27 protein-coding genes are annotated in these 25,815 nt (G+C 74.0%); 17 read left to right on the top strand and 10 right to left on the bottom strand.

What is annotated here, in order from left to right; all coding sequences use genetic code 11:
• The first annotated feature begins 39 nt into the window (after nucleotides 1-39).
• From lptC to hpf, 5 genes are all read left to right on the top strand, one after another.
• Entirely contained in the window at nucleotides 40-756 is a 717-nt protein-coding gene (lptC, locus tag ACK8OX_RS05235; protein ID WP_430662878.1) for an LPS export ABC transporter periplasmic protein LptC, read from the top strand.
• The gene (locus tag ACK8OX_RS05230) at nucleotides 753-1,751 is read left to right on the top strand and encodes an LptA/OstA family protein (RefSeq protein WP_430662877.1); all 999 of its coding nucleotides are present in this window, start codon (nucleotides 753-755) and stop codon (nucleotides 1,749-1,751) included. Before lptC ends, ACK8OX_RS05230 begins: the two co-directional genes overlap by 4 nt.
• Nucleotides 1,748-2,527, top strand: a complete 780-nt coding sequence (lptB, locus tag ACK8OX_RS05225; RefSeq protein ID WP_430662876.1) for an LPS export ABC transporter ATP-binding protein — start codon at nucleotides 1,748-1,750, stop codon at nucleotides 2,525-2,527. The genes ACK8OX_RS05230 and lptB overlap by 4 nt, the downstream gene beginning before the upstream one ends.
• Before the next feature lie 48 nt (nucleotides 2,528-2,575).
• Nucleotides 2,576-4,057, top strand: a complete 1,482-nt coding sequence (gene rpoN, locus ACK8OX_RS05220) for an RNA polymerase factor sigma-54 (protein ID WP_430662875.1) — start codon at nucleotides 2,576-2,578, stop codon at nucleotides 4,055-4,057.
• Between the two features lie 91 nt (nucleotides 4,058-4,148).
• Nucleotides 4,149-4,748: a ribosome hibernation-promoting factor, HPF/YfiA family gene (gene hpf / locus ACK8OX_RS05215; RefSeq protein WP_430662874.1), complete on the top strand. Its 600-nt coding sequence runs from the start codon at nucleotides 4,149-4,151 to the stop codon at nucleotides 4,746-4,748.
• 46 nt (nucleotides 4,749-4,794) lie between these two features.
• On the opposite strand, the gene ACK8OX_RS05210 is transcribed toward hpf, so the two are convergent.
• Nucleotides 4,795-5,049, bottom strand: coding sequence for a DUF1150 family protein (locus tag ACK8OX_RS05210; protein ID WP_430662873.1), 255 nt, complete (start codon nucleotides 5,047-5,049; stop codon nucleotides 4,795-4,797).
• A 65-nt stretch (nucleotides 5,050-5,114) separates the two neighbouring features.
• Entirely contained in the window at nucleotides 5,115-5,585 is a 471-nt protein-coding gene (locus ACK8OX_RS05205) for an Hsp20 family protein (RefSeq protein WP_430662872.1), read from the bottom strand.
• 143 nt (nucleotides 5,586-5,728) lie between these two features.
• On the opposite strand from ACK8OX_RS05205, the gene def reads away from it, so the two are divergent.
• The 3 genes from def to truA are packed head-to-tail and all read left to right on the top strand — an operon-like array spanning nucleotide 5,729 to nucleotide 7,941.
• Nucleotides 5,729-6,256 carry a peptide deformylase gene (gene def / locus ACK8OX_RS05200; protein ID WP_430662871.1) on the top strand — a complete coding sequence of 176 codons (528 nt, stop codon included), beginning with the start codon at nucleotides 5,729-5,731 and terminating at the stop codon, nucleotides 6,254-6,256.
• Nucleotides 6,257-6,260: 4 nt separating this feature from the next.
• Nucleotides 6,261-7,166, top strand: a complete 906-nt coding sequence (gene fmt, locus ACK8OX_RS05195) for a methionyl-tRNA formyltransferase (RefSeq protein WP_430662870.1) — start codon at nucleotides 6,261-6,263, stop codon at nucleotides 7,164-7,166.
• 13 nt (nucleotides 7,167-7,179) lie between these two features.
• Nucleotides 7,180-7,941 carry a tRNA pseudouridine(38-40) synthase TruA gene (gene truA, locus ACK8OX_RS05190; RefSeq protein WP_430662869.1) on the top strand — a complete coding sequence of 254 codons (762 nt, stop codon included), beginning with the start codon at nucleotides 7,180-7,182 and terminating at the stop codon, nucleotides 7,939-7,941.
• Between the two features lie 4 nt (nucleotides 7,942-7,945).
• On the opposite strand, the gene ACK8OX_RS05185 is transcribed toward truA, so the two are convergent.
• The 3 genes from ACK8OX_RS05185 to dapD all read right to left on the bottom strand — a co-directional run bounded on the left by ACK8OX_RS05185 (nucleotide 7,946) and on the right by dapD (nucleotide 10,501).
• Entirely contained in the window at nucleotides 7,946-8,437 is a 492-nt protein-coding gene (locus ACK8OX_RS05185) for a hypothetical protein (protein ID WP_430662868.1), read from the bottom strand.
• A gap of 98 nt (nucleotides 8,438-8,535) precedes the next feature.
• Nucleotides 8,536-9,672 carry a succinyl-diaminopimelate desuccinylase gene (gene dapE / locus ACK8OX_RS05180; protein WP_430662867.1) on the bottom strand — a complete coding sequence of 379 codons (1,137 nt, stop codon included), beginning with the start codon at nucleotides 9,670-9,672 and terminating at the stop codon, nucleotides 8,536-8,538.
• Nucleotides 9,665-10,501 carry a 2,3,4,5-tetrahydropyridine-2,6-dicarboxylate N-succinyltransferase gene (dapD, locus tag ACK8OX_RS05175; RefSeq protein ID WP_430662866.1) on the bottom strand — a complete coding sequence of 279 codons (837 nt, stop codon included), beginning with the start codon at nucleotides 10,499-10,501 and terminating at the stop codon, nucleotides 9,665-9,667. Before dapD ends, dapE begins: the two co-directional genes overlap by 8 nt.
• Before the next feature lie 129 nt (nucleotides 10,502-10,630).
• Between dapD and ACK8OX_RS05170 the strand changes: the two genes are divergently transcribed.
• The 4 genes from ACK8OX_RS05170 to ACK8OX_RS05155 all read left to right on the top strand — a co-directional run bounded on the left by ACK8OX_RS05170 (nucleotide 10,631) and on the right by ACK8OX_RS05155 (nucleotide 14,452).
• Nucleotides 10,631-11,878 (top strand): diguanylate cyclase domain-containing protein, encoded by a 1,248-nt coding sequence (locus ACK8OX_RS05170; protein WP_430662865.1) that lies wholly within the window; start codon nucleotides 10,631-10,633, stop codon nucleotides 11,876-11,878.
• Entirely contained in the window at nucleotides 11,875-13,011 is a 1,137-nt protein-coding gene (locus ACK8OX_RS05165) for a DUF2336 domain-containing protein (RefSeq protein ID WP_430662864.1), read from the top strand. The genes ACK8OX_RS05170 and ACK8OX_RS05165 overlap by 4 nt, the downstream gene beginning before the upstream one ends.
• A 97-nt stretch (nucleotides 13,012-13,108) precedes the next feature.
• Nucleotides 13,109-13,396 carry a hypothetical protein gene (locus ACK8OX_RS05160; protein ID WP_430662863.1) on the top strand — a complete coding sequence of 96 codons (288 nt, stop codon included), beginning with the start codon at nucleotides 13,109-13,111 and terminating at the stop codon, nucleotides 13,394-13,396.
• A 66-nt stretch (nucleotides 13,397-13,462) separates the two neighbouring features.
• Complete coding sequence (locus ACK8OX_RS05155; RefSeq protein WP_430662862.1) at nucleotides 13,463-14,452, top strand: S1C family serine protease; 990 nt, start codon at nucleotides 13,463-13,465, stop codon at nucleotides 14,450-14,452.
• Nucleotides 14,453-14,470: 18 nt separating this feature from the next.
• Here ACK8OX_RS05155 and ACK8OX_RS05150 read toward each other — a convergent pair whose 3' ends face one another.
• Entirely contained in the window at nucleotides 14,471-17,320 is a 2,850-nt protein-coding gene (locus tag ACK8OX_RS05150; protein WP_430662861.1) for an FAD-dependent oxidoreductase, read from the bottom strand.
• Nucleotides 17,321-17,385: 65 nt separating this feature from the next.
• Here ACK8OX_RS05150 and ACK8OX_RS05145 point away from each other — a divergent pair, with 65 nt between their 5' ends.
• From ACK8OX_RS05145 to hydA, 4 genes are all read left to right on the top strand, one after another.
• Nucleotides 17,386-18,297 (top strand): dihydrodipicolinate synthase family protein, encoded by a 912-nt coding sequence (locus ACK8OX_RS05145; protein ID WP_430662860.1) that lies wholly within the window; start codon nucleotides 17,386-17,388, stop codon nucleotides 18,295-18,297.
• 23 nt (nucleotides 18,298-18,320) lie between these two features.
• Nucleotides 18,321-19,145 (top strand): ABC transporter substrate-binding protein, encoded by an 825-nt coding sequence (locus ACK8OX_RS05140; protein WP_430662859.1) that lies wholly within the window; start codon nucleotides 18,321-18,323, stop codon nucleotides 19,143-19,145.
• Nucleotides 19,146-19,257: 112 nt separating this feature from the next.
• Nucleotides 19,258-19,941: an amino acid ABC transporter permease gene (locus ACK8OX_RS05135; protein WP_430663018.1), complete on the top strand. Its 684-nt coding sequence runs from the start codon at nucleotides 19,258-19,260 to the stop codon at nucleotides 19,939-19,941.
• An 11-nt stretch (nucleotides 19,942-19,952) separates the two neighbouring features.
• Nucleotides 19,953-21,392, top strand: coding sequence for a dihydropyrimidinase (gene hydA, locus ACK8OX_RS05130; protein ID WP_430662858.1), 1,440 nt, complete (start codon nucleotides 19,953-19,955; stop codon nucleotides 21,390-21,392).
• Here the strand turns inward: hydA and ACK8OX_RS05125 are convergent.
• The 3 genes from ACK8OX_RS05125 to ACK8OX_RS05115 all read right to left on the bottom strand — a co-directional run bounded on the left by ACK8OX_RS05125 (nucleotide 21,379) and on the right by ACK8OX_RS05115 (nucleotide 23,911).
• Nucleotides 21,379-21,825: an NUDIX hydrolase gene (locus ACK8OX_RS05125; protein WP_430662857.1), complete on the bottom strand. Its 447-nt coding sequence runs from the start codon at nucleotides 21,823-21,825 to the stop codon at nucleotides 21,379-21,381. The genes hydA and ACK8OX_RS05125 overlap by 14 nt on opposite strands.
• 158 nt (nucleotides 21,826-21,983) lie before the next feature.
• Entirely contained in the window at nucleotides 21,984-22,730 is a 747-nt protein-coding gene (locus ACK8OX_RS05120) for an enoyl-CoA hydratase/isomerase family protein (RefSeq protein WP_430662856.1), read from the bottom strand.
• Entirely contained in the window at nucleotides 22,727-23,911 is a 1,185-nt protein-coding gene (locus ACK8OX_RS05115) for a CaiB/BaiF CoA transferase family protein (RefSeq protein WP_430662855.1), read from the bottom strand. Before ACK8OX_RS05115 ends, ACK8OX_RS05120 begins: the two co-directional genes overlap by 4 nt.
• Before the next feature lie 77 nt (nucleotides 23,912-23,988).
• On the opposite strand from ACK8OX_RS05115, the gene ACK8OX_RS05110 reads away from it, so the two are divergent.
• A complete protein-coding gene (locus ACK8OX_RS05110) occupies nucleotides 23,989-24,948 on the top strand; it encodes a Bug family tripartite tricarboxylate transporter substrate binding protein (RefSeq protein WP_430662854.1) in 960 nt (319 codons plus the stop codon).
• Here the strand turns inward: ACK8OX_RS05110 and ACK8OX_RS05105 are convergent.
• The gene (locus tag ACK8OX_RS05105; RefSeq protein WP_430662853.1) at nucleotides 24,921-25,805 is read right to left on the bottom strand and encodes a CoA-binding protein; all 885 of its coding nucleotides are present in this window, start codon (nucleotides 25,803-25,805) and stop codon (nucleotides 24,921-24,923) included. The genes ACK8OX_RS05110 and ACK8OX_RS05105 overlap by 28 nt on opposite strands.
• Nucleotides 25,806-25,815 lie beyond the last annotated feature (10 nt).

Below are 25,815 nucleotides of genomic sequence, written 5' to 3'. Positions count from 1 at the left end.
CGCGTTGACCCACTGCATCCGCAGGCCCATACAGACAGCGTGAGAGTGCCCCCCACCATCGCCAGCCGCAGCGGCGGTCCCGCCCCCCTGCCCGGCCGCGCCGCGCCGCGCCGCATGCTGGCGCCATCGCGGGAGCGGCGGGCGCCGACGCCGGGCGAACTGGCGCGGCGGCGGCTGCTCGTCTCGGTGGCGAAGCGCGTCCTGCCGATGGCGGCCGTCGGGCTGCTTGCCCTCGTCGCGCTCTGGCCGGAACTGGACAGCGCGGCGGACAAGGCGCGCGTGTCGTTCCGGCGGGTCGTGCAGATCCGGCCCGAGGCGCTGCGCATCGTGGAGCCGCGCTACCAGGGTCTCGACGAACAGAACCGCCCCTACACCGTCACCGCCGAGGTCGCGGTGCAGATGGGCGACGAGGAAGTGGTGCAGCTTCAGGCGCCACGCGCCGACATGGTGCTGGGCGACGGCGCCTGGGTGTATATCGAGGCGCGCGAAGGCCGCTTCGACAAGCCCCGCAACCTCCTCGACCTGGCCGGCCGCGTCACGGTCCACCATGACGACGGCACCGAATTCGCGACCGAGGCCGCGTCGATGGACCTCGCCCTCGGCAGCGCCTCGGGCGACCTGCCGGTGGCGGCGCAGGGCCCCTTCGGCACGCTGACGGCCCAGGGCTTCCGCCTGCGCGACCGCGGCCAGGTGGTGGTCTTCACCGGCCAGTCCCGCGTCGTGCTGGAAAGCGCCGCCGGGGGCGCCGCACCGTGAGGCGCCTGCTGACAGTCGCCGCCCTGCTCGTGGCCCTGCCGGTCGCGGCGCAGAACCTGGACCTCACCCAGGGCGGGCCGATCGAGATCACCTCGACCGACGGCATCGAATGGCGCCAGGCGGAACAGGTGGTGATCGCGCGCGGCAATGCCCGCGCGCTGCGCGACGGCGTGAGCGTGGACAGCGACCGCCTGATCGCCCGCTACCGCCCGCGCGCCGGCGCGGCGCCGGCCGGCGGCGAGAGCCCGGTCTCCGGCAGCGAGATCTGGCGGCTGGAGGCGGAAGGGCGCGTGCGCATCGCATCCGCCACCGAACGCGCCGCCGGCGAACGCGCGGTCTACGACATGGACCAGGCGGTGATGGTGCTGTCCGGCGCCGGGCTGATGCTGGAGACGCCGGACCAGCGCATCACCGCGCGCGACAGCCTGGAATACTGGCCCACCCGCCGCATGGCGGTGGCCCGCGGCGGCGCCGTGGTGACCACGGCCGACAACCGCCGCATCGCGGCCGACACGCTCGTCGCCTATTTCCTCGAAGCCGCGCCGCCGGCCGGGGCCCAGGCCGCCGCCCCCGCCGCGCAGCCCGCCCGCGCGCCGGTCGCCGGCCTGCCGAATGCCGGCGAGGGCAGCCGCATCGACCGTGTCGAGGCCTATGGCAATGTCGAGATCCGCACGGCCGAGGAGGTGGTCCGCGGGGAACGCGGCGTCTACAGCCCGCAGACCGGCCTCGCGCGGCTCGTCGGCGGGGTGCGGATCACGCGCGGCGACAACCAGCTGAACGGGCAGGAAGCGATCGTCAACCTTCGCAGCGGCGTCTCCCGCCTCGTCTCCGCCCCGGGCCAGCGCGTGCAGGGCCTGGTCGTCCCGCAGCAGTCCCAGCCGGCCCAGGCGCAGGTTCCCCCCGCGCAAGCCCAGCCCCAGCAGCCGCGCCAGCCGCAGCCACCGCCCCGGCGGCCCGCCCAGCCGCCCGCCCCCCAGCAGGGGGCGCAGCGATGACGCCGCCCGATACGGTGCGCGAGGGCCGCGGCCCGGTGCGGCTGGCCGCGCAGAACACCGGCCTCGTCGCGACCGGCCTCGGCAAGCGGTACAAGAAGCGGCCGGTGGTGCGGAACGTCTCCATCTCGCTGAAGCGGGGGGAGGCGGTGGGCCTGCTCGGGCCGAACGGCGCGGGCAAGACCACCACCTTCTACATGATCACTGGCCTGGTGCAGCCCGATGAGGGCCAGGTGATGCTGGACGGCCACGACGTGACCTTCCTGCCGATGTACCGCCGCGCGCGCCTCGGGCTCGGCTACCTCCCGCAGGAGGCGTCGATCTTCCGGGGCATGTCGGTGGAGGACAACATCCGCGCCGCGCTCGAGGTGGTGGAGCCGATCCGCGACCGGCGGGAGCAGATGCTCGATTCGCTGCTGGCCGAATTCGGCATCGCGCATCTGCGCCGCGCGCCGGCGCTGGCGCTGTCGGGCGGCGAACGCCGGCGCTGCGAGATCGCGCGGGCGCTTGCGACGCAACCCGCCTACATCCTGCTGGACGAACCGCTGGCCGGCATCGACCCCATTGCGGTGGGCGAGATCCGCGACCTGGTGAAGCACCTGAAGGACCGCGGCATCGGCGTGCTGATCACCGACCACAATGTCCGGGAGACGCTGGAGATCATCGACCGCGCCTACATCCTCCATGACGGCCAGGTGCTGATGGAGGGCAGCCCCCGCGACATCGTCGCGCATGAAGGGGTGCGGCGGGTTTATCTGGGCGAAAGGTTCTCCCTCTAGGGGTCGCGCCATGGGTGGACGCGCGCGGCAGGGGGAGGAGCGGAGGCGATGGCGCTAGGCCCGCGGCTCGACCTGCGGCAGTCGCAGTCCCTGGTGATGACGCCGCAGCTGCGGCAGGCCATCAAGCTGCTGCAGTCCTCCAACATGGAGGTCACCGCCTTCGTCGAGGAGGAGCTGGAGCGCAACCCGCTGCTGGAGCGTGACGAGCGCGCCGAGCCCCGCACCGTGGCGGACGAGCGCCCGGGCGAGTCCGCCTCCCCCGAACCCGCCGACGCCCACGCCGCCGCCACCGCCGACACCATGCCGGCCGAAGGCGCCGCCCCCCTCGATGCCGAATGGGACAACGTGTACGAGGCCGAGGGCGGCTTCGGCAGCGGCGCCGGCCGGGGGGGCGGGCGCGACTTCGACGACGACCTCTCGACCATCGAGGACTTGGCCGACCGCCGCCTGACGCTGCGCGAGCACCTCGGCGAGCAGATCCGCCTCACCTTCTTCGATCCGCGGGAGAGGATGATCGCGGCGCAGATGCTCGCCTCGGTCGATCCCGCCGGGCGACTGCCGGTGGGCGATGCGGCGATCGCCGCCGCGCTGGGCTGCGGAGAGGCGCAGGTCGCCTCGGTGCGGGCGCGGATGCAGCGGCTCGACCCCTGCGGGATGTTCTGCCGCGACCTGCGCGAATGCCTGGCGGTGCAGCTGGCGGACCGCAACCGGCTCGACCCCTGCATGGAGGCGCTGCTCGACAACCTCGAGATGCTGGCCCGGCGCGACCTGCGCGGGCTGATGAAGGCCTGCGGCGTGGACCCCGAGGACCTCTCGGAGATGATCGCGGAGCTGAAGCGGCTCGACCCCAAGCCGGGCGCCAGCTTCGACGCGGCGCCGGCGCCGGCCGTCGTCCCGGACGTGCTGATGCGCCGCACCCCGGACGGCGGCTGGGCGCTGGAGCTGAATCCGGAAACGCTGCCCCGCGTGCTGGTCAACCGCGGGTTCCACGCCCGCGCCGTGGTCGGGGCGAGGAACAAGGACGACAGGGCCTTCCTGGCGGACCGGCTGCAATCGGCCACCTGGCTGGTGAAGTCGCTGGAACAGCGGGCCAGCACCATCCTGAAGGTCGCGGCCGAGATCGTGCGCCGGCAGGACGGCTTCTTCCGCCATGGCGTCGCCCATCTGCGCCCGCTGATCCTGCGCGACGTGGCCGATGCCGTGTCGATGCACGAGAGCACGGTCAGCCGCGTCACCGCGAACAAATACATCGCCACCCCCCGCGGCACGATGGAGCTGAAGTTCTTCTTCACCACCGCCATCGCCGGCACGGCCGGAGGGGAAAGCCACAGCGCCGAATCGGTCCGCTTCCGCATCCGGGAGATGATCGGCCAGGAAAGCGCCGACGACGTGCTGTCCGACGATGCCATCGTCGAGCGGTTGAGGAAGGAGGGTGTGGACATCGCCCGCCGAACGGTGGCCAAATACCGCGAGGCGCTGCGCATCCCCTCTTCGGTGCAGCGCAAGCGGGAGAAGGCCGTCCCGGCCTGAACCGCGGCCTTCGCGCCATCCCTGCCGGATGGCCCACGCGCCGCCTGTCCGGGCGGCCTTCCCCGGAGACGAGGGAAGGAGTGACGGCTTCATGCACATCACCGTGGCAGGCAAGCAGGTCGAGACCGGCGAGGCGCTGCAATCCCATGTCCGGGACGGGCTCGGCACCATCGCCCGGAAGTATTTCGACCACGCGCTCGAAGCCAACGTCACCTTCCGCCGCGACGCCAAGGGCCACGCCTTCATCTGCGACATCAACCTCAAGGCCGGGCGCAACCTGTTCATGCGCGGCGAGGGAGAGGGCGTCGATGCCCATCGCGCCTTCGAGGAGGCGTCGGAACACGTCGCCAAGCGCCTGCGCCGCTACCGGCGCCGGGTGAACGACCATGCCCGCAGCGTCGCCGCCGAACGCGACCGCGGCGAACCGGCGCGCCAGGTGGTGCTGCGCGGACCGGATGCCAAGGAGACGGAGGAGAACGAGGCCCAGGCCGCCAACGGACCCGACCACCCCGCCGTGGTCGCCGAGACGCCGGCCGCGATCGAGCGGCTGAGCGTGGGCGAGGCGGTGATGCGCATGGACCTGGCCCATGTGCCGGTGCTGATGTTCCGCAACAGCCGGACGGAAGTGCTGAACGTCGTCTACCGCCGCACCGACGGCCATATCGGCTGGATCGATCCCGGCCAGGCCTGACCGCGCCGCCCTTCCCCGTCAGCGCGGGGAAGGGCGGGGGTGGCCCTCAATGGACCGAGGCGGGCTCCATCTCGTGCTGGCGGATGGCCGCGGCGGCAAGCTGGAAGCTCGGCGCGGCGCCGATCGGCGTGCCGTCGGCCGCGTGGATCGAGAAGGCACGCGCGCCGTTCATCACGACCGGCCGGACATAGGCGACCACATCGGCGCCCAGCGCGGCGAAATCGCGCGGCGACAGGCTGCGCAGCACGCTGTTGCTCATCACGGTCCGGCCCGCTTCGGCGCCGGTGTCATGGTCTGTCATGGTGTTCTCCTTCCGGCACGTCCTTCAACGAGGCCCGCGCCCGTGGGTTCTTGGGGTATCCGAGATCACCCCTCTCGCGTCCGTCCCTCCGGCAGGGGGCCGACCGTGGTGCGCTGCACGCCGTTGCCGCGCGTCGCGATCTGGATCGTCTTCACCCGTGCCTCCGGCACGGGGCGGCGGAGATCCACATGCAGCAGCCCGTTGTCGAGCCAGGCGCCCTCCACCTCGATCCCCTCGGCAAGGACGAAGGCCCGCTGGAACTGCCGCGCGGCGATGCCGCGGTGCAGGAAGATCCGCCCCTCGCTGTCGTCGCGCTGCCGCCCGCGGATCACCAGCTGGTTGTCCTCCTGCGTGATCTGCAGGTCCTCCATCGAGAAGCCGGCGACGGCGAGCGTGATCCGCAGCCGCGTCTCCGCCGTCTGCTCGATGTTGTAGGGGGGATAGCCGTCGGCGTTCTTCTGGACCCGGTCGAGCATCTGCTCGAGGTGGTCGAAGCCGAGGAACAGCGGCGAGCCGAACAGCGACGGTCGAGACATCTGGTGCACCCCCTGCCTCCCGCACCGGGCGAGGCGTGATGCGGGGCCCGAGGCACCCCGCGGGTGGGATTTTGGCGGTGTCGCAGGCGGTTGCAAGGGGGGCGGCGCGGGGCTACCTGTCGCCGCCCCCGGACCCTGCCGAGATGAACGCCGAACCCGACCTGCTGCCGATCCTCCTCGTCCCCGACCCGCGCCTGCGCACCAAGGCGAAGCCGGTCGCCCCCGGCGACCCGCGCATCCCTGCGCTGGCCGAGCGGATGCTCGCGACGATGTACAAGGCCCCCGGCATCGGCCTCGCCGCGCCGCAGGTGGGCGAATCGCTCCGCCTGGTCGTGGTGGACCTCCAGGCCGAGGACCGGCGCGAGCCGATGGTGATGGTGAACCCCGAGGTCACCGGCGCCAGCCGTGACCTGGCGGCGCGGGAGGAAGGCTGCCTCTCCCTCCCCGGCCACTTCGCCGAGGTGACGCGCCCCGCGGTGGTGAAGGTCCGCTGGACCGACCTGTCGGGCGCCCGGCGCGAGGTGGAAGCGGACGGGCTGCTCGCCGCCTGCCTCCAGCACGAGATCGACCACCTCGACGGGGTGTTGTTCGTCGACCACCTCTCCGCGCTCAAGCGCAACATGATGCTGCGGAAATTCGCCAAGGAGCAGAAGGCGAAGCAGCGGGACTAGGCCGATGCGCATCGCCTTCATGGGCAGCCCCGACTTCGCGGTCCCCGCGCTGCGCGCCCTGCACGCGGCGGGGCACGAGGTCGCCTGCGTCTATGCCCAGCCGCCCCGCCCCGCCGGCCGCGGCCAGAGGGAGACGCCCTGCCCCGTCCACCGCGCCGCGCTCGACCTCGGCCTGCCGGTCCGCACCCCCGCCCGCGTCCGGCGCGACGCGGCGGAACATGCGGCCTTCGCGGCGCTCGGTCTCGATGTCGCGGTGGTGGCGGCCTATGGGCTGATCCTGCCCAGGCCGATGCTGGATGCGCCGCGGCGCGGCTGCCTCAACATCCACGCCTCCCTGCTGCCGCGCTGGCGCGGCGCCGCGCCGATCCAGGCCGCGATCCTGGCCGGCGACGCGGAAAGCGGCATCACCATCATGCGGATGGAGGAAGGGCTGGACACCGGCCCGATGCTGCTGAAGGAAGCGGTGCCGATCGGCCCGCGCACCACCACGCCCGAGTTGCACGACGCGCTGTCGGCCATCGGGGCAAGGCTGGTGCTGCGCGCCCTGGCCGAGGACCCGCCGGCGGTGCCCCAGCCGGAAGCGGGCGTGACCTATGCCGGCAAGATCGCGAAGGAGGACGGGCGGCTCGACTGGTCGCAGCCGGCGCTCGCGCTCGACCGCCGCGTGCGGGCGCTGAACCCCTGGCCGGGCACCTTCTTCCAGGCCGGGGCGGAGACCATCCGCGTGCTGGCGGCCGAGGTCGCCGAGGGCGCCGGCCCGCCGGGGACGGTGCTGGACGCCGCGCCCCGCATCGCCTGCGGCGAGGGCGCGCTGCGCCTGCTGCGCCTGCAACGCCCGGGCCGCGCGCCGATGGCCGCTGCCGACGTCCTGCGCGGCTTCGCGCTGCCGGCGGGCGCGGTCGTCGGATGAGCCGGCGCCGCTGATGCCGCGCTACGCGCTCCACCTCGAATATGACGGCGCGACCTTCGTCGGCTGGCAGCGGCAGGTTGCCGGCCTATCCGTCCAGCAGGTGCTGGAGGAGGCGGCGGCGCCGCTGAACCGGGGCGAGCCGCCGCTGGCCACCGCCGCCGGCCGCACCGATGCCGGCGTCCATGCCGAATGCCAGGTGGCGGACCTTCATCTCGCGCTCGACCTGCCGCCCGAGCGCGTGCGGGATGCGATCAACAGCCGCACCCTGCCCCATCCCGTCGTCGTCGTGGCAGCCGCCCGCGTCGCCGAGGACTGGTCGGCCCGCTTCTCCTGCATCGGGCGGGCCTATCGCTACCGCATCCTCAACCGTCCCTCCCGCCCGGCGCTGGAGATGCGCCGGGCCTGGCACGTCAAGCGGCGGCTGGATGCGGGCGCGATGCACGAGGCGGCGCAGGCGCTGCTCGGCCGGCACGACTTCTCCGCCTTCCGCGCTGCATCCTGCCAGGCGAAGTCGGCGCTGCGGACGCTGGACCGGCTGGACGTGGCGCGGTTGGGGGAGGAGGTGGTGTTCACCGTGGAGGCGCGGAGCTTCCTGCACCACCAGGTCCGCAACCTGGTCGGCACGCTGGCCGAGGTCGGGCTCGGCCGTCGCCCCGTGACCTGGCCGCGCGCCCTGCTGGATGGGCGGGACCGGCGTCGATCCGGCCAGACCGCGCCCCCCGACGGGCTGGTGCTGACCCGCGCCCGCTACGCGCCGGAGCCGGACTGGACCTGACCGCTCAGCCCAGGCTGAGCCGCTGGATCAGCCCGCCGAGGAACAGCCCGATCGCGAGGTCGAGCCCGACGATCGCGCCGGCCTGCAGGGGCAGCACGGCCAGGGCGTGGCGCGCGACGAACCATTCCAGCCAGATCGCATAGCCCAGCCCCGCCAGGGTCAGCGCCTGCGCCGCCCAGCCCGGCAGGCCGAGCGAGCCCGGCAGGGTCAGCGCCAGCAGGACGAGGTACTGCACGGCATTCGTCCAGTTCCAGGCGCAGATGAAACGCGGCCACTGCGCGCCCCGCCCCCAGGCCTGCGCCAGCGGCAGCGAGGCGAGCGCGAAGACCACCCAGGCGATCGCGTAGCCCGTGACCTCCGCCGCCAGCGGCCGCAGCAGCCCGGCTTCCGGCGCGCCGAATTCGGACCAGCCGAAGAAGCGCAGCGCCAGGAAGGCGGGAAGGCAGATGACGGCGGCAAAGAAGGACCGCCAGGCGCCGTCCGGCGTCGCCTCCATCAGCGCCAGCCCCTGCGGCCGCCCGCGCCCCAGCAGGAAGGCGCCGACCAGCCCCGCCGAGACGACGACGCGCAGCGGCGGCGGGGGGGCGGAGCCGCTCAGGCCAGGAACTCCTCGAGGATGGCACGGTAGGCGCCGGCGAGCCGCCTGAGCCCCTCGACCGAGGTCCGTTCGTCGACCTGGTGCGCCGTGTCGCCGATGGCGCCGAACTCGGCCACCGGGCAGTAGCGCGCGATGAAGCGCGCATCGGACGTGCCGCCCCCGGTGTCGAGCGCGGGCTCCACGCCGGTCGCGCGCAGGATGGCGCGCCGCAGCCCGTCCACGAAGGGGCCGGGCTCGGTCAGGAAGCTCTCGCCCGAGCACTCCGTCCGCATGTCGTAGCGCGCGCCCGCGGCGCGGAAGGCGGCGTGCAGGCGTTCGGTCAGCGCCGCGCTGCTGTGGTGGTCGTTGAAGCGGATGTTCAGCATCGCCGACGCCGTGGCCGGGATGACGTTGGAGGTGCGGTTGCCGACGTCGAGCCCGGTCACCTGGAGCGTCGAGGGCGGGAAATGCGCGCTGCCCTGGTCGAGCGGCGCGGCAAGCAGCGGCGCGAGCGCCGCGACCATCCGGTGCACCGGGTTGTCGGCCGCGGCGGGATAGGCGCTGTGGCCCTGCTTCCCCTGCACGGTCACCCAGGCGGTCAGGCTGCCGCGGCGGCCGATCTTCACCGTGTCGCCGAGCGTCCTGCGGCTCGTCGGCTCACCCACCAGCGCCATGTCCGGGATCTGGCCGCCGGCCTGCATCCATTCCAGCACCTTGGCGGTGCCGTCGACGGACCGCGCCTCCTCGTCGCCGGTGATGAGCAGGGAGATGCTGCCCCGGTGGGCGGGATTCGCGGCCAGGAAGTCGGTCAGCCCGGCGATGAAGGCGGCTACGCCGCCCTTCATGTCGCAGGCGCCGCGCCCGAACAGCAGTCCGTCCCGCACCGTGCCGGAGAAGGGATCGTCGCTCCAGGCCGCGGCGTCGCCGGGGGGCACCACGTCGGTATGGCCGGCATAGCAGAAATGCGGGCCTTCGGTGCCGCGGCGGGCGAACAGGTTGTCCACCCGGTAGTCGTCCGGCCCGAAGGCCAGCCGCGTGCAGGCGAAGCCCAGCGGCTCCAGCGCCCGCTGCACCACGTCGAGCGCGCCCGCATCGGCGGGCGTCACGCTCGGGCAGCGGATCAGCGCCTGCGCGAGGGGGACCGGGTCAGTCACGGAGCAGGTCGTTGATCGACGTCTTCGACCGCGTCCGCTCGTCCACGCGCTTGACGATCACCGCGCAGTAGAGGCTCGGCCCCGGCGTGCCGTCGGGCAGCGGGCGGCCCGGCATCGTGCCGGAGACGACCACCGAGTAGGCGGGCACGCGGCCGTACATCACCTCGCCCGTCGCGCGGTCGACGATGCGGGTGGAGGCGCCGAGATAGACGCCCATGGACAGCACGCTGCCGCGCTCCACGATCACGCCTTCGGCCACTTCCGACCGCGCGCCGATGAAGCAGTCGTCCTCGATCACCACCGGGTTTGCCTGCAGCGGCTCCAGCACGCCGCCGATGCCGGCGCCGCCGGAGATGTGGCAGTTCCTGCCGATCTGCGCGCAGGACCCGACGGTGGCCCAGGTGTCGATCATCGTGCCCGAATCGACATAGGCGCCGAGATTGACGAAGGACGGCATCAGGATGACGCCCGGCGCGATGTAGGCGGAACGTCGCACCACAGCGCCCGGCACGGCGCGGAAGCCGGCGGCCTTGAAGCGGTTCTCGCCCCAGCCCTCGAACTTCAGCGGCACCTTGTCATAGGCGCCGGCGGCGGTGTCCATCGGCTGGCTGTCGGACAGGCGGAAGCTCATCAGCACCGCCTGCTTCAGCCACTGGTTCACCTTCCAGCCGCCCTTGCCGTCCGGCTCCGCCACGCGGGCGCCGCCGCCGTCGAGCAGGGCGAGCGCCTCGTCCACCGCGGCGCGGTCGGGGCCCTGGGTCTGGGCGTTCAGCGTGTCGCGGCGGGCCCAGAGCGCCTCGATTCGCGCCTGCAGGGCGGTCTTGTCCATGGTGTCGGGCGTGTCCTGGATGCGGGTGGCGGGGGCCGCGGACCATGCCGAGAGCGCCGGCGTGATGTCAACGCGGCCTCGTCACGCGCCGTCAACAATAGGTTTAGGCAAAGCGCCCAGAGTGCCGGCGTGACGCACCCGCACGCCCCGGACGCAGCCTTCGCCGCAGCCCTCCTCGACAGCCGCGCGCGCTGGCGCGACCTGGCCCTTCTCGCCGCCGACCTCCTGTTCGAGACGGACGCCGAAGGCCGCTTCACCTTCCTTGCGCCCGACACCGTGCTGGGCCGGCCGGCGGCGGCGCTGATCGGCGATACGGCGCGGGCATGGCTGGTGGACCCCGCGGCGCCCGACCCCTTCGCGGGCGGCGCCGTGCGCGGCCTGCGCGCCTGGCTGCGCCTGGGCGGGGGGGAGGCGCGCTGCCTGGAATTCACCGCCCTGCCCTGCGCAGGCGGGCTGCGCGGCGCCGCCCGCGACGTGACCGTGGAGGAACGGCAGGACGACCTGACGGCGCGCGCGCTGTACCGCACCACCGCGCTCGGCCGCCTGCTGGGCACCGCGCTGCGCGGCCGCGGCGAGCGGCAGGCGGAAGCGGCGCTGGGCACGCTGCTGGCCGGGGTGCCGCATGCGCTGGGCTGCGCCGGGGCGGCGCTGCTGCGGCGGTCGGCAGAGGGCTGGCAGCTGGACGCCACGGCCGGCGAGGATCCGGCCGCGATCCTCGGCGCCCTGCCGCCGCCGGGCACGCCGCCGCCACCCGGCCCGGCCGCGCTGGTGGCGGTGGGCCGGGACCTCGCCCTGCTGGCCTGGCGCGACCCGCCCTTCGACGCGGATGAGCACGCGCTCCTGGGCGCGCTGGCGGAACCGATCGCCGCGCTCCACGCCGAAGCGGCGCGGCAGCGGGACCTGGACCAGGCGGCGCATACGGATGCGCTGACCGGCCTGCTGAACCGCCGCGGCTTCGTCGATGCGCTGCGGGCGCGGCTGGCGCAGCCGAATGCCCCGGCCGGCACCATCGCCTATATCGACCTCGACCGGCTCAAGCCGCTGAACGACCTGCATGGCCACGCGGCCGGGGATGCGGCGCTGCGCGCCATGGCGCAGCGGCTGCGCGGGGCGGCGCGGCCGGGGGACCTCGCCGCGCGGCTCGGCGGCGACGAATTCGCGCTGTGGCTGGACGGCATCGAGCCGGACCTTGCCGCCGCGCGCTGCGCGGGGCTCGGCGATCCCGGCCCGCTGCCCGGCTGGCCGCAGGCGGGGGCGGATGCCGTGCGCGCCAGCCTCGGCCTGGCCGCCGCACGGCCGGACGACACGGCGGAGACCCTGGTGGGGCGCGCGGACCACGCGATGTACGAAGTGAAGCACGGGCGGTGCGCGGCATGAGCGAGCTTGCGTTGCGGGCAAGGCATGGCGGCGTGGCCGAACGCATGGCCATCGCCGGCGCGGCGGCCACCCCGCCCGAGCTGCTCACCTGGCTGGCCGCGGACCCCGCACCCGCCGTCCGCATGGCGGTCGCCGCCAACCGCGCCACACCCCCCCAGGCCGGGCTGCTGCTGGTGGAGGATGCGGATGCCGCCGTGCGCGGCAGCCTTGCCCGGCGGATCGCCGGCCTCGCCCCCGGGCTCGATCCCGCGGCGCAGGACAGGCTGGCGCGCATGACCGGCGCCATCCTGGCCCGCCTGGCCGAGGATGCGGTGACGGAGGTGCGGGCCATCATCGCCGATGCCGTCGCCACCTTGCCGAACGTCCCGCGCGACCTCGTGCTGCGCCTGGCGCGGGACACCGAGCTGCCGGTGGCCGAGCCGGTGCTGCGGCTGTCGCCGCTGCTGACGGATGACGACCTGCTGGCGCTGGTCGCCTCGCCCCCCGCCCCCTTCACATGCAGCAGCGTCGCCGCCCGTGCGGAGCTGTCGGAAGCCGTCTGCGACGCGGTGGCGGCCAGCGCCGATTCGCCGGCCATCGCCACCCTCCTCGCCAACCCCTCCGCCGCCATCCGGGAAGCGACGCTGGACCGGCTGGTGGCGGGCGCGCGGGCGGAGGAGAGCTGGCAGGCCGCGCTGGTGCGCCGCCCGCGCCTGCCGGGGCACACGCTGCGCGCGCTCGGCGCCATGCTCGCGGGAACGCTGCTCGACCGGCTCGCCACCCGCGCCGACCTTCCGGACGACCTGGCCTGCGAACTGCGCGCGCGGGTGCAGGCCCGGATGGAGGAGCCGGGGCACGAGGCGGTGCAGGCCGCCCTTGCCGCCGGCGACCGGGATGCGGTGGTGCGCGAACTGGCATCCGGCGCGGGCGTCACCCCTCTCCGCATCGAGGCGGCGCTCGGCCTCCGCAGCGGCCGGGTCCTGGCGGCGCTCTGCTGGCGGGCGGGCTGGCCCGCGCCCCTGGCCGCCGGAGTGCAGACCCTGCTGGGCGTGCCGCCGCGGCGCATCGTGCTGCCCAATGCCGAAGGCGGCTGGGCCCTGCCGGAGCCGGAGCTGCTGTGGCAGCTGGAGTTGCTGGAGGACCTGCCCGCCTGACGCGCAGTTGGCAGGACACGTCCGCGTGACCTAGGCTCGGCTCCCAGCCCCCGGGAGTCCATGCCCCATCCGCCCCCTCCTCCTGCCCGTCCTGGCCGTGCTCGCCGCCTGTTCCTCCCAGAGCGAGGTGGCCGAACTCTCGCCCGGCGTCTTCGGCCTGACCTCCCATTCCGCCTCGGTCGCCGCGGCGGCGCGCCTCGGCGTGGAACGGGCGCGGGGGCATTGCGCGGCCCAGGGGCTGGAATTCGAGGTGGTCCGCAGCGCGATCGGCGCCAGCGACTACCAGATCGCCTTCCGCTGCCCGCGCCCCACCCCGGGATGGTTGACGCCGCCCGAGCAGGAGGCCAATTCCCCCGCCTTCCGCGTGCCGGGCGGGCTGCCATAGGCTGGCGCGCGGCCGCATGCCGCCGCGGTGCGCCCGGCGGCCGAGGACCAGGAACGGGGTGGGTTGATGGCCGAGGACGACTGGAACATCCCGGACGAGCTGCGGCCCGACCCGGCCGCCTATGACTTCGAACTTGCCCAGGCGCTCGGCGCCGTGGTGTCGCTGAAGTCCCGCGTGCCCGCCGATGCCTTCTCCGCCCGCACGCTCGGGACCGAGCGCGAGGGGAGCGGCGTGGTGATCCGTGGCGACGGGCTGGTGCTGACCATCGGTTACCTGGTGAGCGAGGCGGACAGCATCTGGATCACCACCGCGGGCGGACGCGTGGTGCCCGGCCATGCGCTGGCGCAGGATTTCGAGACGGGCTTCGGCCTGGTGCAGGCATTGGGCAAGCTGGACGCCACGGCGCTCGACCTTGCCGCCGGGCCGCTGCCGGAAGCGGGGTCGCAGGCCATCCTGGCCGCCGCACCGCGGCCGGGCGCCGCCACCACTGCCGGCGCCGTCGCCTGTTCGGTGGTCGCGCGCGAACCCTTCGCCGGCTACTGGGAATACCTGCTGGAGGAGGCGCTGTTCGTCGCGCCGGCGCATCCCGCCTGGGGCGGCGCCGGGCTGATCGGCGGCGACGGGCGGCTGCTGGGCATCGGTTCGCTCGTGCTGCAGCACCGGGACCCGAAGGGCCGGCGGCTCGACCTCAACATGTGCGTGCCGGTGTCGCTGCTGCACCCGATCCTGGACGACCTGCTGGCCTATGGCCGGGTGAACAAGCCGCCGCGCCCCTGGCTTGGCGTCTACGCCGCCGATCAGGACGAGGGGATCGTCGTCGCATCCGTCGCGTCGAAGGGCCCGGCGGAGCGTGCGGGGCTGCGGGCGGGCGACCGCATCCTCGGCCTCGACGGCAGCGAGGCGACGGACCTCGCCTCGCTGTGGCGGGCCCTTTGGTCGCGGGGCAGCGCCGGGGTGAAGGTGACGGTGCAGGCGGAACGCGACGGCCGGCGCATCAGCCTTCCCATCTCCAGCGCCGACCGTGCGAGCTTCCTGAAGGCGCCGCGGCTTCACTGAACGGAAGCCCGGCGCGCCTCAGCGGGCCGGGCTGAACACCGCGGGCGGACCGCCGCGGCCGCGCAGCGCATCCGCGATCAGCCGCCCGATCACCGGCCCCAGCGTCCAGCCGTTGAAGGTGACGGCGTGGAACAGCCCGGGCACGCGCGGATCGGCGCCGAGCAGCGGGCCCGGGATCAGCACGTTGATCGCCGTCCAGGCGCGGATGACATGCAGCCCCGCCAGCACCGGCAGCACGCTGCGCGCCACCCAGAGATTGCCCTCGATCGAGGCGCGGAGGTTGCGCGGGCGTCCCTGCGCGTCGAGTTCCCCCGGCCAGGCGCCGCCGAGGATGAGGTGCCCGCCCTCGCCCTGCTTCAGCGACAGGTGCCGCCCCGCATGCAGTACCAGCGGGCGCAGCAGCTCCGCCGGCGCGGCCTCCGTCGCGATCACCTGCTGCACGGTGGCGCGCACCGGGATGGGCGCGCCGAGCATGGCGCCGATGCCGCCCGCCCAGGGTCCCGCCGCGTTCACCACCTGCCCGGCGCGGATTTCTCCTTCCGGAGTCGTGGCGCGGAACCCGGCACCGTCCCGCGCCAGCGCCACCACCGGCGCCCCCGCCAGCACCTGCGCACCGGCGGCGCGCACCAGGCCGAGCAGCGCGGAAAGGCCGCGCAGCGGGTCCATCTGGCCCTCCTCGGGGCAGAAGGCCGCGCCGGCGAAGCCGGGCGCCAGCCATGGGAAGCGGGTGCGGAGATCGTCGCGGCCGAGGATCGTGGTCCCGAGCCCGAAGGCGCGCTCCATCGCCGCCTTCGCTTCCAGCCGGCGCAGCTGTTCCTCCGTCTCGGCCAGCATCAGCCCGCCTTCGGTGCGGATCGCCAGTGCCTCGCCGCTGTCGCGCGCGATCCCGCGCCACAGCGCGACGGAGGCGGGGCCGAGCGAGAGGATCTGCGCGGCGGCGCTGCCCGGCCCTTCGGCCTCGCCGGCGCTGTCATAGGCGTGGAGCTGGACATGCAGGCTGCCGGCATTGCCGGTGGACGCCGCCTGCCCTGGCTCGCCACGGTCGGCGACCAGCACGGACAACCCCTCCCGCGCGGCGGACAGGGCGACGCAGAGCCCGATGACGCCGCCCCCGACGACCAGGACGTCGCAGGCCATGGCCGCCGCGCCGCGCGGCGCCGGGGGCGGCGGCACCGGCGGGTCGAAACCGGGCGCCTCGGTCCATTCCGGCTTCTCCATCGCCAGCGCCATCGCCGGCACCGGCTTCACCGGCGCGCGGGGCGCCGCCCAGTCCCCTTCCGCGCCGGCACCGGCGATGCGGGCCACGGTCGCGCCGCACATCCGCCCCTGGCAGCGCCCCATCCCCGCACGGGTCGCCTTCTTCAGCGCGCCGAGCGAGGTCGCGCCCGCGGCCTTCGCCGCCCGCAGCGCGCCCGCCGTCACCTCCTCGCAGCGGCAGACCGTGACCGGGTCGGCGACCGCCGCCATGTCGAAGGCGGGCGCGGCGAAGAAGCGCCACAGCGCGTCCTGGAACGCCGCCGCACGCGCCAGGGCTCGGCGCGTCGCCGCATCATCCGCAAGGCCGGGCCGCAAGTCCCGCGCCGCCGCCAGCCCCGCCAGCCGCCCGCGCGCGAGCGCGATGCGGGACCCGCCGACCTGCGCGCCGTCCCCCACCGCGAAGGCGCCGGGCAGCGAGGTCCGCCCCTCCTCGTCCGTCACCGTCTCCAGCCGGCCGAGACCGGAATCCACGAAGCGGTGCGCGCAGCCGAGCGCGCGGGCGAGCCCGGTTTCCGGCTGGAAGCCGAGATTGACGGCCAGCACATCGGCCTCGATCCGGATCTCGCCCGCGGGGGTTGCGGCACGCAGCGCCGCGAACCGCCCCTCCCCCTCGGCGGCCAGGGGCGTCGCGCCCCAGACGAGCGGCACCCCCGCCCGCCGCAGCACCGCCAGGTAGCGCGCGCCATCCCAGGCGAGGTCCGGCGCCTTCGCGGCCAACCGCAGCGCCTGCCGCCAGGCACGGAAGCCGGGCTTCGGCGCGGCTTCCAGCACCGCCACGACCTGCACGCCGCCTTCCACCAGTTCGCAGGCGAGCTGCAGGTTCAGCGGCCCGTTGCCCGCCACCACCACGCGACGGCCGGGCGAGACGCGGTTGGCGCGCGCAAGGGTCTGGAGCGAACCCGTCGTCATCACGCCCGGCAGCGTCCAGCCGGGAATCGGGACCGGCCGCTCATGCGCGCCCGCCGCGATCACCAGGCGCCGCGGGCGGAACACCGTGTTGCGGCCCTCGACCAGCGCCGCGATCTCCTGCGGGCCGAAGGCGCCCCAGACCGTCGCGCCGAACCGGAAGACGACGCCCGCCGCCTCGGCCCGCGCGCGCAGCGCGGCGCCCTGGCGGAACTGCCGGTCGGGCGCCGCATGGGCGTGGCTGGGCGCGAGCGGCTTGAGATACTGCCCGCCAGGCGAATCGCGTTCGTCCAGCACCACCACCGCGCAGCCGGCTTCCGCCGCGGCGATGGCGGCGGCGAGCCCCGCCGGCCCCGCGCCCACCACCAGCAGGTCCGGCGCATGCTCCTCGGCCGCCGGCGCGGGTTCGGGCGCGAGCGGCGCGGCCTGCGGCGCGCTCTCCACCGCCATCCCGGGCACCACCTTGGCGAGGCATGCGCGCTGGCTGGCGCGGCCATCGATGGTGACGAGGCAATCGAAGCAGGCGCCCATGCCGCAGAACAGGCCGCGCGGCACGCCCGACGGCGTCTGCCGGAAGGCGAGGATGCCGGCGGCGCCGAGCGCGGCGGCCACCGTTTCCCCCGGCAGCGCGGAAACCGGGCGTCCGTCGAAGGTGATGCCCACAGCTTCGGCAGCGGGGCGGATCGCGGGATGGGTCAGGCGCATCGAAGGGGGGTTGTCGCGCTGTTCGATTGGCGGTCCGATGGTCGCACGATCGAGAGGCCCCGACCATGCCCGAGCCCTTCCGCGGCTGCTACACCGTGCTCGTCACGCCCTTCACCGAGGGCGGCGACGCCGTCGACCTGAAGGCGCTGGAACGCCTGGTGGAATTCCAGGTGGCGGAGGGGATCCGCGGCCTGATCCCGCTGGGCTCCACGGGGGAATTCCTGTCCGTCTCGCGGGAGGAGCGGACCGCCATCGTGGAGACGGTGGTGAAGGCGGCGCGCGGGCGCGTGCCCGTGCTCGTCGGCACCGGCGCCGAGGACACGCGCGAGGTGGTCCGCACCTCGAAGGAAGCGGAATCGCTCGGCGCCGACGGGGTGATGATCATCCCGCCCTTCTATTCCGTCCCGACCGAGGACGAGCTGTTCCACCACTACCGCGTGGTGGCCGACGCCATCGGCATTCCCATCATGGTCTACAACAACCCCGCGACCGCGAATGTGGACATGGCGCCGCGGATGCTGGCGCGCATCGCGCAGATCCCGAACTGCCGCTACGTGAAGGAGAGCACGCTGGAGGTGACGCGCGTGCGGGACATCGTGGCGCTGTGCGGCGACCGGATGGAGGTCTTCGCCGGCGTGCTGGGATATGAGAGCGCCTGGCTCGGCGCGATCGGCTGGGTGGCGGTGTGCAGCAACCTCGCGCCGCGGCTGAGCACGGAGATGTTCCACGCCGCCGCCTTCGACAAGGACATGGACCGCTCCCTCGCGCTCTACCGTAGGCTGGCGCCGCTGCTGCCCTGGGTGGGCGGGCCGCGCTACGTCTCCGGCACCAAAGCGGGCTTCCGGCTGATGGGCATGCCGATGGGCGACCCGCGCCCGCCCCGCCTGCCGCTGCCGGCCGCCGACATTCCGGCGCTGGCCGACGTGATGCAGCACATGGGTCTGCTGTCGCAGGCCGCGCGACTCGCCGCCGAGTGAACCGAAGAACCGGGAGAGAGAAGATGTTCCGCCGCACCGCCCTCGCCGCCGCCCTCGCGCTCGCCGCCGCGCCGGCCCTTGCGCAGGCGCCCGCCTGCACGCCCCGCGTCGCGGATGCCGAGCTGGTTAAGCCGCGCACCCTGGTGATGTCGACCAACCCCACCCTGCCGCCGCTGCAGTTCGTCAACGCGCAGGGGCAACTGCAGGGCATGCGGATCGAGCTGGGCACCGAGATCGCGCGCCGGCTCTGCCTGACGCCCGAATATGTCCGCATCGAGTTCAGCGCGATGATCCCCGGCCTCGCCGCGCGGCGGTGGGACATGATCAACACCGGCATCTTCTTCACGGAAGAACGCGCGCGGATGATGCAGATGATCCGCTACGAGAACAACGCCGTCGCCATCTCCGCCGCGCGCGGCAACCCGCTGGGCATCCGCACGCAGGCGGACCTCGCCGGCCGCACCGTCGGCGTCGAGCTCGGCGGCTTCGAGGAGCGGCGCCTGCGGGAGATCAGCCAGACCATCCAGGGCGGCGGCGGCCGGCCGATCAATGTCCGCACCTTCGACAACTTCGCCGTCGCCTACCAGGCGTTGCGCGCCGGCCAGGTGGAGGCGGTGACGAGCATCGACGCGGTGGCGGCCGAATACGACCAGCGCGGCGACTTCCCCCGCGTGCTGCACGGGCTTTTCCCCACCCCCGCCGCGCTCGCCTTCCGGTCCCGCCCGCTGGCGGAGGAGGTGAGCAGGGCGCTGCGGGAGATGCAGGCGGATGGCAGCCTGAAGGCTCTGTTCGACCGCTACGGCGTCTCGGTCGCGGAAGGCGACCTCGGCGTGGTCGGGCCGCAATAGGGCGGGCCTCCGACCCGGCCTTCACCTAGGCCCGCTTCCCCCCCTTTCCCGCAGTCGCGGGGAAGGGCCGGGGCGCGGGCGCATCCGCGCCGCCATCCCGGAGTAGCGTCCCATCCATATCTGGTCCTGGTCGGGTTTCCTCGACTACCTGTTCAACGCCTACCTGCTGGAAGGCGCCGTCACGACGCTGTGGCTGACGCTCGCCTCGCTGGCCTGCGGGCTCGTGCTCGGCATCGTGCTCGCGGTGATGCGGCTGTCGCGGCACCGCGCCGTCTCCGGCATCGCCGCCGCCTATTGCTGGCTGTTCCGCGGCACGCCGCTGCTGGTGCAGCTCCTCATCATCTACACCGGCCTGCCGCTGTTCGGCATCCGCTTCAGCGTGACGCAGGCGGCGCTGCTCGGCCTGTCGCTGAACGAGGCGGCGTACCTGTCCGAGATCGTGCGCGCCGGCATCATGGCGGTGGGCCGCGGGCAGAAGGAAGCGGGCGCGGCGCTCGGCCTCAAGCCGGTGCAGATCTTCCGCACCATCACCTGGCCGCAGGCCATGCGGATCATCATCCCGCCGCTCGGCAATTCCGTGAACGGGCTGCTCAAGACCACCTCGGTCGCGTCCGTCATCAGCATGGAGGAGCTGCTGCGGCGCACGCAGATCCTGATCCAGGAGAAGTTCCTGGTGCTGGAGCTCTTCGTCGCCGCCGCGGTCTGGTACCTGGTGATGACCACCTGCTGGGAGCTGGTGCAGCGACAGCTCGAACGCCGCTACGGCCGCGCCTACGCCGCCGACCACCGCCGCTGAGGAGGCACCCCATGCCCGAATTCGACATCGCCATCCGCGGCGGCCAGGTCGCCACCGGCTTCGGCACGGCCCGCTGCGACCTCGGCATCCGCGCGGGCCGCATCGCCGCGCTCGCCGAACGCATCGACGGCGCCGCGCAGGTGATCGAGGCCGACGGCCTGCTGGTGCTGCCCGGCGGCGTGGACACCCACTGCCACATCGAGCAGCCCGAGGCGAACGGGACGGTCCACGAATCCGACTTCGTCTCGGCTTCCGCCAGCGCCTTCGCCGGCGGCACGACCACCGGCATCTGCTTCATCCCGCAGTTCAAGGGCGCCGGCATCCTGGACCGCTTCGCCGATTACCGCGCGCGGGCGGCCAAGGGCATGCTGGACCACGGCTTCCACCAGATCATCGCCGACGCGACGGAGGAGGTGATCGAGAGGGAGGTGCCCCAGGTGGTCGCCGCCGGCATCCGCAGCCTGAAGGTCTTCCTCACCTACGAACCGCTGCACCTGTCCGACCGCGACTACATCCGCGTGCTGCTGGCCGCGCGGAAGCATGGCTGCCTGGTGACCGTGCATTGCGAGAACTACGAGGCGATCGACTGGCGCACGCGGGCGCTGATCGATGCCGGGATGACGGCGCCGAAATACCATGCCTGGTCCCGGCCGCCGGTGGTGGAGCGCGAGGCGACGCACCGCGCCATCGCGCTCGCGGAGCTGGTGGACCAGCCGATCCAGGTCTTCCATGTCAGCTGCGAAGAGGCGGCCGAGGAGATCGCCCGCGCCCAGGCGCGCGGCCTGAAGGTCTGGGGCGAGACCTGCCCGCAATACGTCACGCTGACCGCCGCCGACATGGACCGCCCCGGCTTCGAGGGCGCGAAGTTCATGTGCAGCCCCGCCCCGCGCGACGCGGACGAACACGCCCGCATCTGGGACCGCATCCGCCGCGGCACGCTCGACGTCGTGTCCTCCGACCATTGCGGCTACAGCTTCGGCGGCACGCTCGGCAAGGCGCAGAACGGGCGCGACGCCCCCTTCCGCGACATCCCGAACGGCATTCCGGGGCTTGCGGCCCGCCTGCCGATCATCTTCAGCGAGGGTGTCTCGAAGGGGCGCATCACGCTGGAACAGTTCGTCGCGCTGACCAGCACCAACCCGGCGCGGCTGATGGGCCTCGCGCCCCGCAAGGGCACCATCCAGCCCGGCGCGGATGCCGACCTCGCGCTGTGGGATCCGCGCAGGAAGGTGACGATCACCAATGCGCTGATGCAGCACGCCATCGACTACACGCCCTATGAGGGGCTGGAGGTCACCGGCTGGCCGGTGATGACGATCCGCCGGGGCGAGGTGGTGATGCGGGACGGGAAGGTGCAGGCCGAGCCTGGCAGCGGCCAGTACCTGCCGCGCGGGCCCTATGACCTGGTGAGGCCGCGCGGCGTGACGCCGAACGGCTTCATGCCTGCCTGAGGTTCCGCAACAGGGCCGCGAGGCCGGGTTCCTGCACCAGCGCGCCGGCGGCTTCCGGCGTGAACAGCCGCCGCGTGCGCTGCCCGCGCTCCGGCCAGTCGCGCAGCAGGCGCGCGACGCGGAAGCGGAAGACCAGCACGTCGGTCGGGATGATGGCGCCGCCGGCCGTCCGCTTGCCATAGGCGTAGGAGCCGACCGGGTCGTGCTCCGCCTCCCCGGCGAGGCCGGCTTCCTCGAAGGCCTCGCGCGCGGCGGAGCGGTGCGGCGGCTCGTTCGGCTCGATCCAGCCTTTCGGCACCACCCAGCGCCGCGTCTCCCGGCTGGTCACGAGCACCACGCGCAGCGCGTTGCCATGGCTGACCAGCGGCAGCGCCGCGCTCTGCCGGCGCGCCTGCCCCGAGGCCCGCCGGTCCAGCATGTGACCATCCGGCATGTCCGCCCGTTTCCCCAACCGCGCAGTCCGGCGGGCCCAGAAGCCCGTAAGCGGCACGCCACGCATTTCACGCAGATGGAAGCTGGGGGGCGGGAAGTGAAGGCCGGATGCGTGCAGGGACGGATTTCACACCGACAAGTGCGCCGGTGATCCGCAGGTCAGGCCCCCGACCCGCCGAACCCCGCCATGCGGGTCCGCCATTCCGCCGCGGCCAGGCTTTCCTCGATCGCCATCAACTCGGTGGCCAGCGCCCCGCGCGGGTCGCGCTCCACCCCCTCGTCGATGCAGCGTTTGGCCAGCGCCATCGCCGCGGGCGGCGCCTTCAGGATGGCCGCGGCCATGCCGCCCAGCACCTCCTCCAGCACCGCCGGCTCGGCCATGCGGGAGACGAGGCCGGCATCCACCGCCTCGGTCGCGGACAGCGTGCGGCCGGTGAACATCATGTCCTTGGCCAGCCGCTTGCCGATGATCCGCGGCAGGCGCTGCGTCGCGCCGACGGTGCCCCACAGCGCCTCCGGCGTGCGGAAGCTTGCGGCGGGGGTGGCCAGGATGATGTCGCAGGCCGACGCGATCTCGACCCCGGACCCGATCGCCGGCCCTTCCACCACCGCGATGGACGGCATGGGCAGCGCCTGCAGGGCGTTGTAGGCGCGGAACGCCTTCAGCCGCCGCGCCCGCACCGCGTCGTCGCCCATGCCCTGGCGTTCCTTCAGGTCCGCGCCGGCGCAGAACACCGCGCCGGCGGCCCGCACCACCACCAGGCGCGCGCCTGCCGCCACGGCGCGGGCGCAGCCATCGGCCAGCGCCTCGGCCAGGGCGGTGTTCACGGCATTCCGCGCCTCCGGCCGGTTGAGGGTGAGGGTGACGAGGCCCTCGGCCTCGTGGAACAGCACGGCGTCGGTCATATCGCCCCTCCCTCCCGCAGCGCGGCGATGCGCGCGGCGTCGTAGCCGAGTTTGCCGGACAGGACCGCATCCGTATCCGCGCCGAGCGCGGGCGCCGGCGCCGGTTCCGGGTCGTCCAGCCCGTCGAAGCGGAAAGGCAGGCGCAGCGCGGGATGCGTGGCCGCCCCGTGCGCCACCTGCCGCACCAGGCCGCGCGCCGCCACATGCGGGTCGGCCATCACCTCGTCGAGCGCGAGGACCGGGCCGTTCGGCACATCCGCCGCATCCAGCGCCGCCACCGCCTCCGCCCGGGTCAGGCGCTCCATCGCGGCGGTGAGGCCGGCCATCACGCGGTCACGCTGCGCCAGCCGCCCGGCATTGCTCGCCAGCCCCGGATCGGCGCCGAGTTCCGCGAGCCCGAGCGCCCCGCAGAGCGGCGCCCAGTGCTGGTCGCTGCAGGTGACGTGCAGGAAGCGGCCATCGCGGCAGCGGAAGCTTGCCGTCGGCACTCGGCCGGGGTGTTCGGTGCCGAGCCTCGGCGGCACCTCGCCGAGCGCGAAGAAGCGCGCGGCCGCGATGGTCAGCAGCGCGACCTGGCCGTCGAGCATCGAGAAGTCGACATGCGCCCCCTGCCCCGTCGCGTCCCGCCCCCGCAGCGCGGCGAGCAGCGCGATGGCCACCCAGAGGCCGGAGGTGAGGTCCGCCACCGGCAGCCCCGGCTTCACCGGCCCGCCGCCGCGTTCGCCCGTCAGCCCCATCAGCCCGCCCATCGCCTGGAAGACGGTGTCGTAGCCCTTGCGCCTGGCATGCGGCCCGAACTGCCCGAAGCCGGTGCAGGAGAGATAGACCAGCCGCGGGTTCACCGCCCGCAGCGCCGGCCAGTCCAGCCCCCGCCGCGCCAGCGTGCCGGTCGGGAAGTTCTCCACCAGCGCATCGGCGCGGGCCGCGAGGCCGCGGACGATCTCCCGCCCGCCGGGCTTGCGCAGGTCCACCGTGATGCTGCGCTTGGCGCGGTTGCAGGCCAGGAAGTAGCCGCTGACGCCGAAATCGAAGAAGGGCTCGAAGCCGCGCGTCTCGTCCCCCGCGCCGGGCTGCTCCACCTTGATGACCTCGGCGCCGAGCTCGGCCAGCAGCATCGTCGCGAAGGGGCAGGCCAGCACGCGCGAGAGGTCAAGGATGGTCACGCCGTCCAGTGGTTTCATCGCGCCCCGTCCCTCCGCTTGCGCATCGGCGGATAGCTGGCCGATGCTGTCAAGAACCGGGAGGGAGAAGGATGTCCATGAAGCTGCCCCGCCGCGCGCTGCTGGCCGCGCCTGCCCTGCTGTCCCTGGGCGCGCGCGCGCAGGCCCCCTGGCCCACGCGGTCGATCCGCTTCATCGTGCCCTTCGCCGCCGGCGGGCCGGTGGAGGTGCCGGCGCGCTTCATCGCAGAGTCGTTGACCGGCAGCCTCGGCCAGCCGGTGATCGTGGAGACGCGGCCCGGCGCGGGCGGCGCGCTCGGCATCCAGACCGTGGTGCAGGCGAACGACCCGCATACGCTGCTGTTCACCACCTCCTCCGTCGCGATCCTGCCGGCGCTGATGCGCGACCCGGGCTATGACCCGTTCCGCGACCTCGTGCCCATCACCATGATCAGCGACGCGCCGATGGCGCTGCTGGCGAAGCCCGACAACCCGATCCGCGACCTGGCGGACCTGCTGGCGCGGGCGCGCGCCCGGCCGGGGGCGATCAGCTACGCCTCCTCCGGCGCGGGATCGACCACGCATCTCGGCGGCGCGCTGCTCGGCGTCCGCGCGGGAGTGGAGCTGCTGCACGTGCCCTATCGCGGCGCGGGGCAGGCGGTGAACGCGCTCTATGCCGGCGACACGGACCTGCTGGTCACCGGCACGATCGAGGCGCTGCCCCATGTGCGCGAGGGCCGGTTGCGCGCCATCGCGGTGACGAGCGCGGAGCGCGTGGCCGCGCTGCCCGGCGTGCCCGCCATCGGCGAGGCCGTGCCCGGCTACGCCATGACGATCTGGTACGCCATGCTCGGCCCGCGCGGGACGCCGTCCGAGGTGGTCGCCCGCCTCGCGCGGGAGGTTGCGCCGCTGGCCAGCGGCACGCCGCTCGCCCGGCGGATGGAGGAGAGCGGCGCGCGGCTGCTGCTGGACGGCCCGCAGCGCCTGGCGGAGCGGATGCGCGCCGAGGTGCCGCAATGGCGCGAGGTCGCTCAGGCCGCCGGCATCCGCGCCGAATGACCCTGCCGCAGCGCCGCGATCGCCTCCTCCGGCGAGCGGACCGCGACGGCGCCGGCGGCCGCGAGCGCGGCGAGCTTCGCCTCCGCCGTCTCCCGCGCGGCGCCGGCGAGCGCGCCGGCATGGCCCATCCGGGTCTCGGCCGGCGCATGGCGCCCGACGATCAGCGCGACCAGCCTCTTGCCGAGCCGCGGCAGCGCCGTGGCGAGCGCGTATTCGCGGTCCCCGCCCAGCTCGCCCACATACAGCACCGCCCGCGTGCCGGGATCGGCCGCAAGCCCGTCCACGTAGTCATGCGGGTTGCGTCCCACCACGAGGTCGCCGCCCAGATGGATGGCCGCGCGCAGCCCAATGCCCGCTTCCGTCAGCAGCCGCGACAGCGCGAGCGTCAGCGTGCCGCTGCGGCAGAGCAGCGTGACATCGCCCTGCGCGCAGAATTCCGGCGCAATGGAGCCGAGCATCCCCGCCCCCGGCACGCAGAGGCCGAGCGTGTTCGGCCCGACGAGCCAGCTTCCGGCATCGCGCGCCACATGCACCGCCTTCAGCGCATCCTGCGTCGGCACGTATTCCGCGGCGGCGACGATCAGGCCGATCCGCGCCGCCGCGGCCGCGCGCACCGCTTCCAGCACGCCTTCGGCCGGGGTGTAGAGCACGGCGGCATCGGCCGGCGCGTCCAAGTCACGCAGGTCGTCGAGCATGGGCAGCCCGTCGACCTCCGTCCCACCGCGCCCCGGCGCGATGCCGGCGACGATGCGCGTGCCCGCCGCGCGCATCCCCTGCACCTGCAGCCGGCCGTAGCGGCCGGTCGCGTTCATCACCACGACGCGCTGCGGGAAGGCGTCGAGGAACGGGATTCTCATCGGGACATGA

Origin of the sequence: Falsiroseomonas sp. CW058 (genome assembly GCF_050563535.1) — a bacterium.
Lineage (GTDB): Bacteria > Pseudomonadota > Alphaproteobacteria > Acetobacterales > Acetobacteraceae > Falsiroseomonas.
The sequence above is the reverse complement of the archived record's forward strand: the minus strand, read 5'-3'. Positions and strand labels throughout refer to the sequence as shown.

Coding starts and splice junctions, on each gene's coding strand:
- ACK8OX_RS05110 (WP_430662854.1), top strand. CDS start 23,989: ATGAAGCTGCCCCGCCGCGCGCTGCTGGCCGCGCCTGCCCTGCTGTCC.
- ACK8OX_RS05115 (WP_430662855.1), bottom strand. CDS start 23,911: ATGAAACCACTGGACGGCGTGACCATCCTTGACCTCTCGCGCGTGCTG.
- dapD (WP_430662866.1), bottom strand. CDS start 10,501: ATGGACAAGACCGCCCTGCAGGCGCGAATCGAGGCGCTCTGGGCCCGC.
- hpf (WP_430662874.1), top strand. CDS start 4,149: ATGCACATCACCGTGGCAGGCAAGCAGGTCGAGACCGGCGAGGCGCTG.
- ACK8OX_RS05125 (WP_430662857.1), bottom strand. CDS start 21,825: ATGCCGGATGGTCACATGCTGGACCGGCGGGCCTCGGGGCAGGCGCGC.
- ACK8OX_RS05105 (WP_430662853.1), bottom strand. CDS start 25,805: ATGAGAATCCCGTTCCTCGACGCCTTCCCGCAGCGCGTCGTGGTGATG.
- ACK8OX_RS05145 (WP_430662860.1), top strand. CDS start 17,386: ATGCCCGAGCCCTTCCGCGGCTGCTACACCGTGCTCGTCACGCCCTTC.
- ACK8OX_RS05150 (WP_430662861.1), bottom strand. CDS start 17,320: ATGCGCCTGACCCATCCCGCGATCCGCCCCGCTGCCGAAGCTGTGGGC.
- lptB (WP_430662876.1), top strand. CDS start 1,748: ATGACGCCGCCCGATACGGTGCGCGAGGGCCGCGGCCCGGTGCGGCTG.
- ACK8OX_RS05210 (WP_430662873.1), bottom strand. CDS start 5,049: ATGACAGACCATGACACCGGCGCCGAAGCGGGCCGGACCGTGATGAGC.
- ACK8OX_RS05155 (WP_430662862.1), top strand. CDS start 13,463: ATGGCCGAGGACGACTGGAACATCCCGGACGAGCTGCGGCCCGACCCG.
- hydA (WP_430662858.1), top strand. CDS start 19,953: ATGCCCGAATTCGACATCGCCATCCGCGGCGGCCAGGTCGCCACCGGC.
- ACK8OX_RS05205 (WP_430662872.1), bottom strand. CDS start 5,585: ATGTCTCGACCGTCGCTGTTCGGCTCGCCGCTGTTCCTCGGCTTCGAC.
- ACK8OX_RS05120 (WP_430662856.1), bottom strand. CDS start 22,730: ATGACCGACGCCGTGCTGTTCCACGAGGCCGAGGGCCTCGTCACCCTC.
- ACK8OX_RS05165 (WP_430662864.1), top strand. CDS start 11,875: ATGAGCGAGCTTGCGTTGCGGGCAAGGCATGGCGGCGTGGCCGAACGC.
- fmt (WP_430662870.1), top strand. CDS start 6,261: ATGCGCATCGCCTTCATGGGCAGCCCCGACTTCGCGGTCCCCGCGCTG.
- rpoN (WP_430662875.1), top strand. CDS start 2,576: ATGGCGCTAGGCCCGCGGCTCGACCTGCGGCAGTCGCAGTCCCTGGTG.
- truA (WP_430662869.1), top strand. CDS start 7,180: ATGCCGCGCTACGCGCTCCACCTCGAATATGACGGCGCGACCTTCGTC.
- ACK8OX_RS05185 (WP_430662868.1), bottom strand. CDS start 8,437: ATGGAGGCGACGCCGGACGGCGCCTGGCGGTCCTTCTTTGCCGCCGTC.
- ACK8OX_RS05140 (WP_430662859.1), top strand. CDS start 18,321: ATGTTCCGCCGCACCGCCCTCGCCGCCGCCCTCGCGCTCGCCGCCGCG.
- def (WP_430662871.1), top strand. CDS start 5,729: ATGAACGCCGAACCCGACCTGCTGCCGATCCTCCTCGTCCCCGACCCG.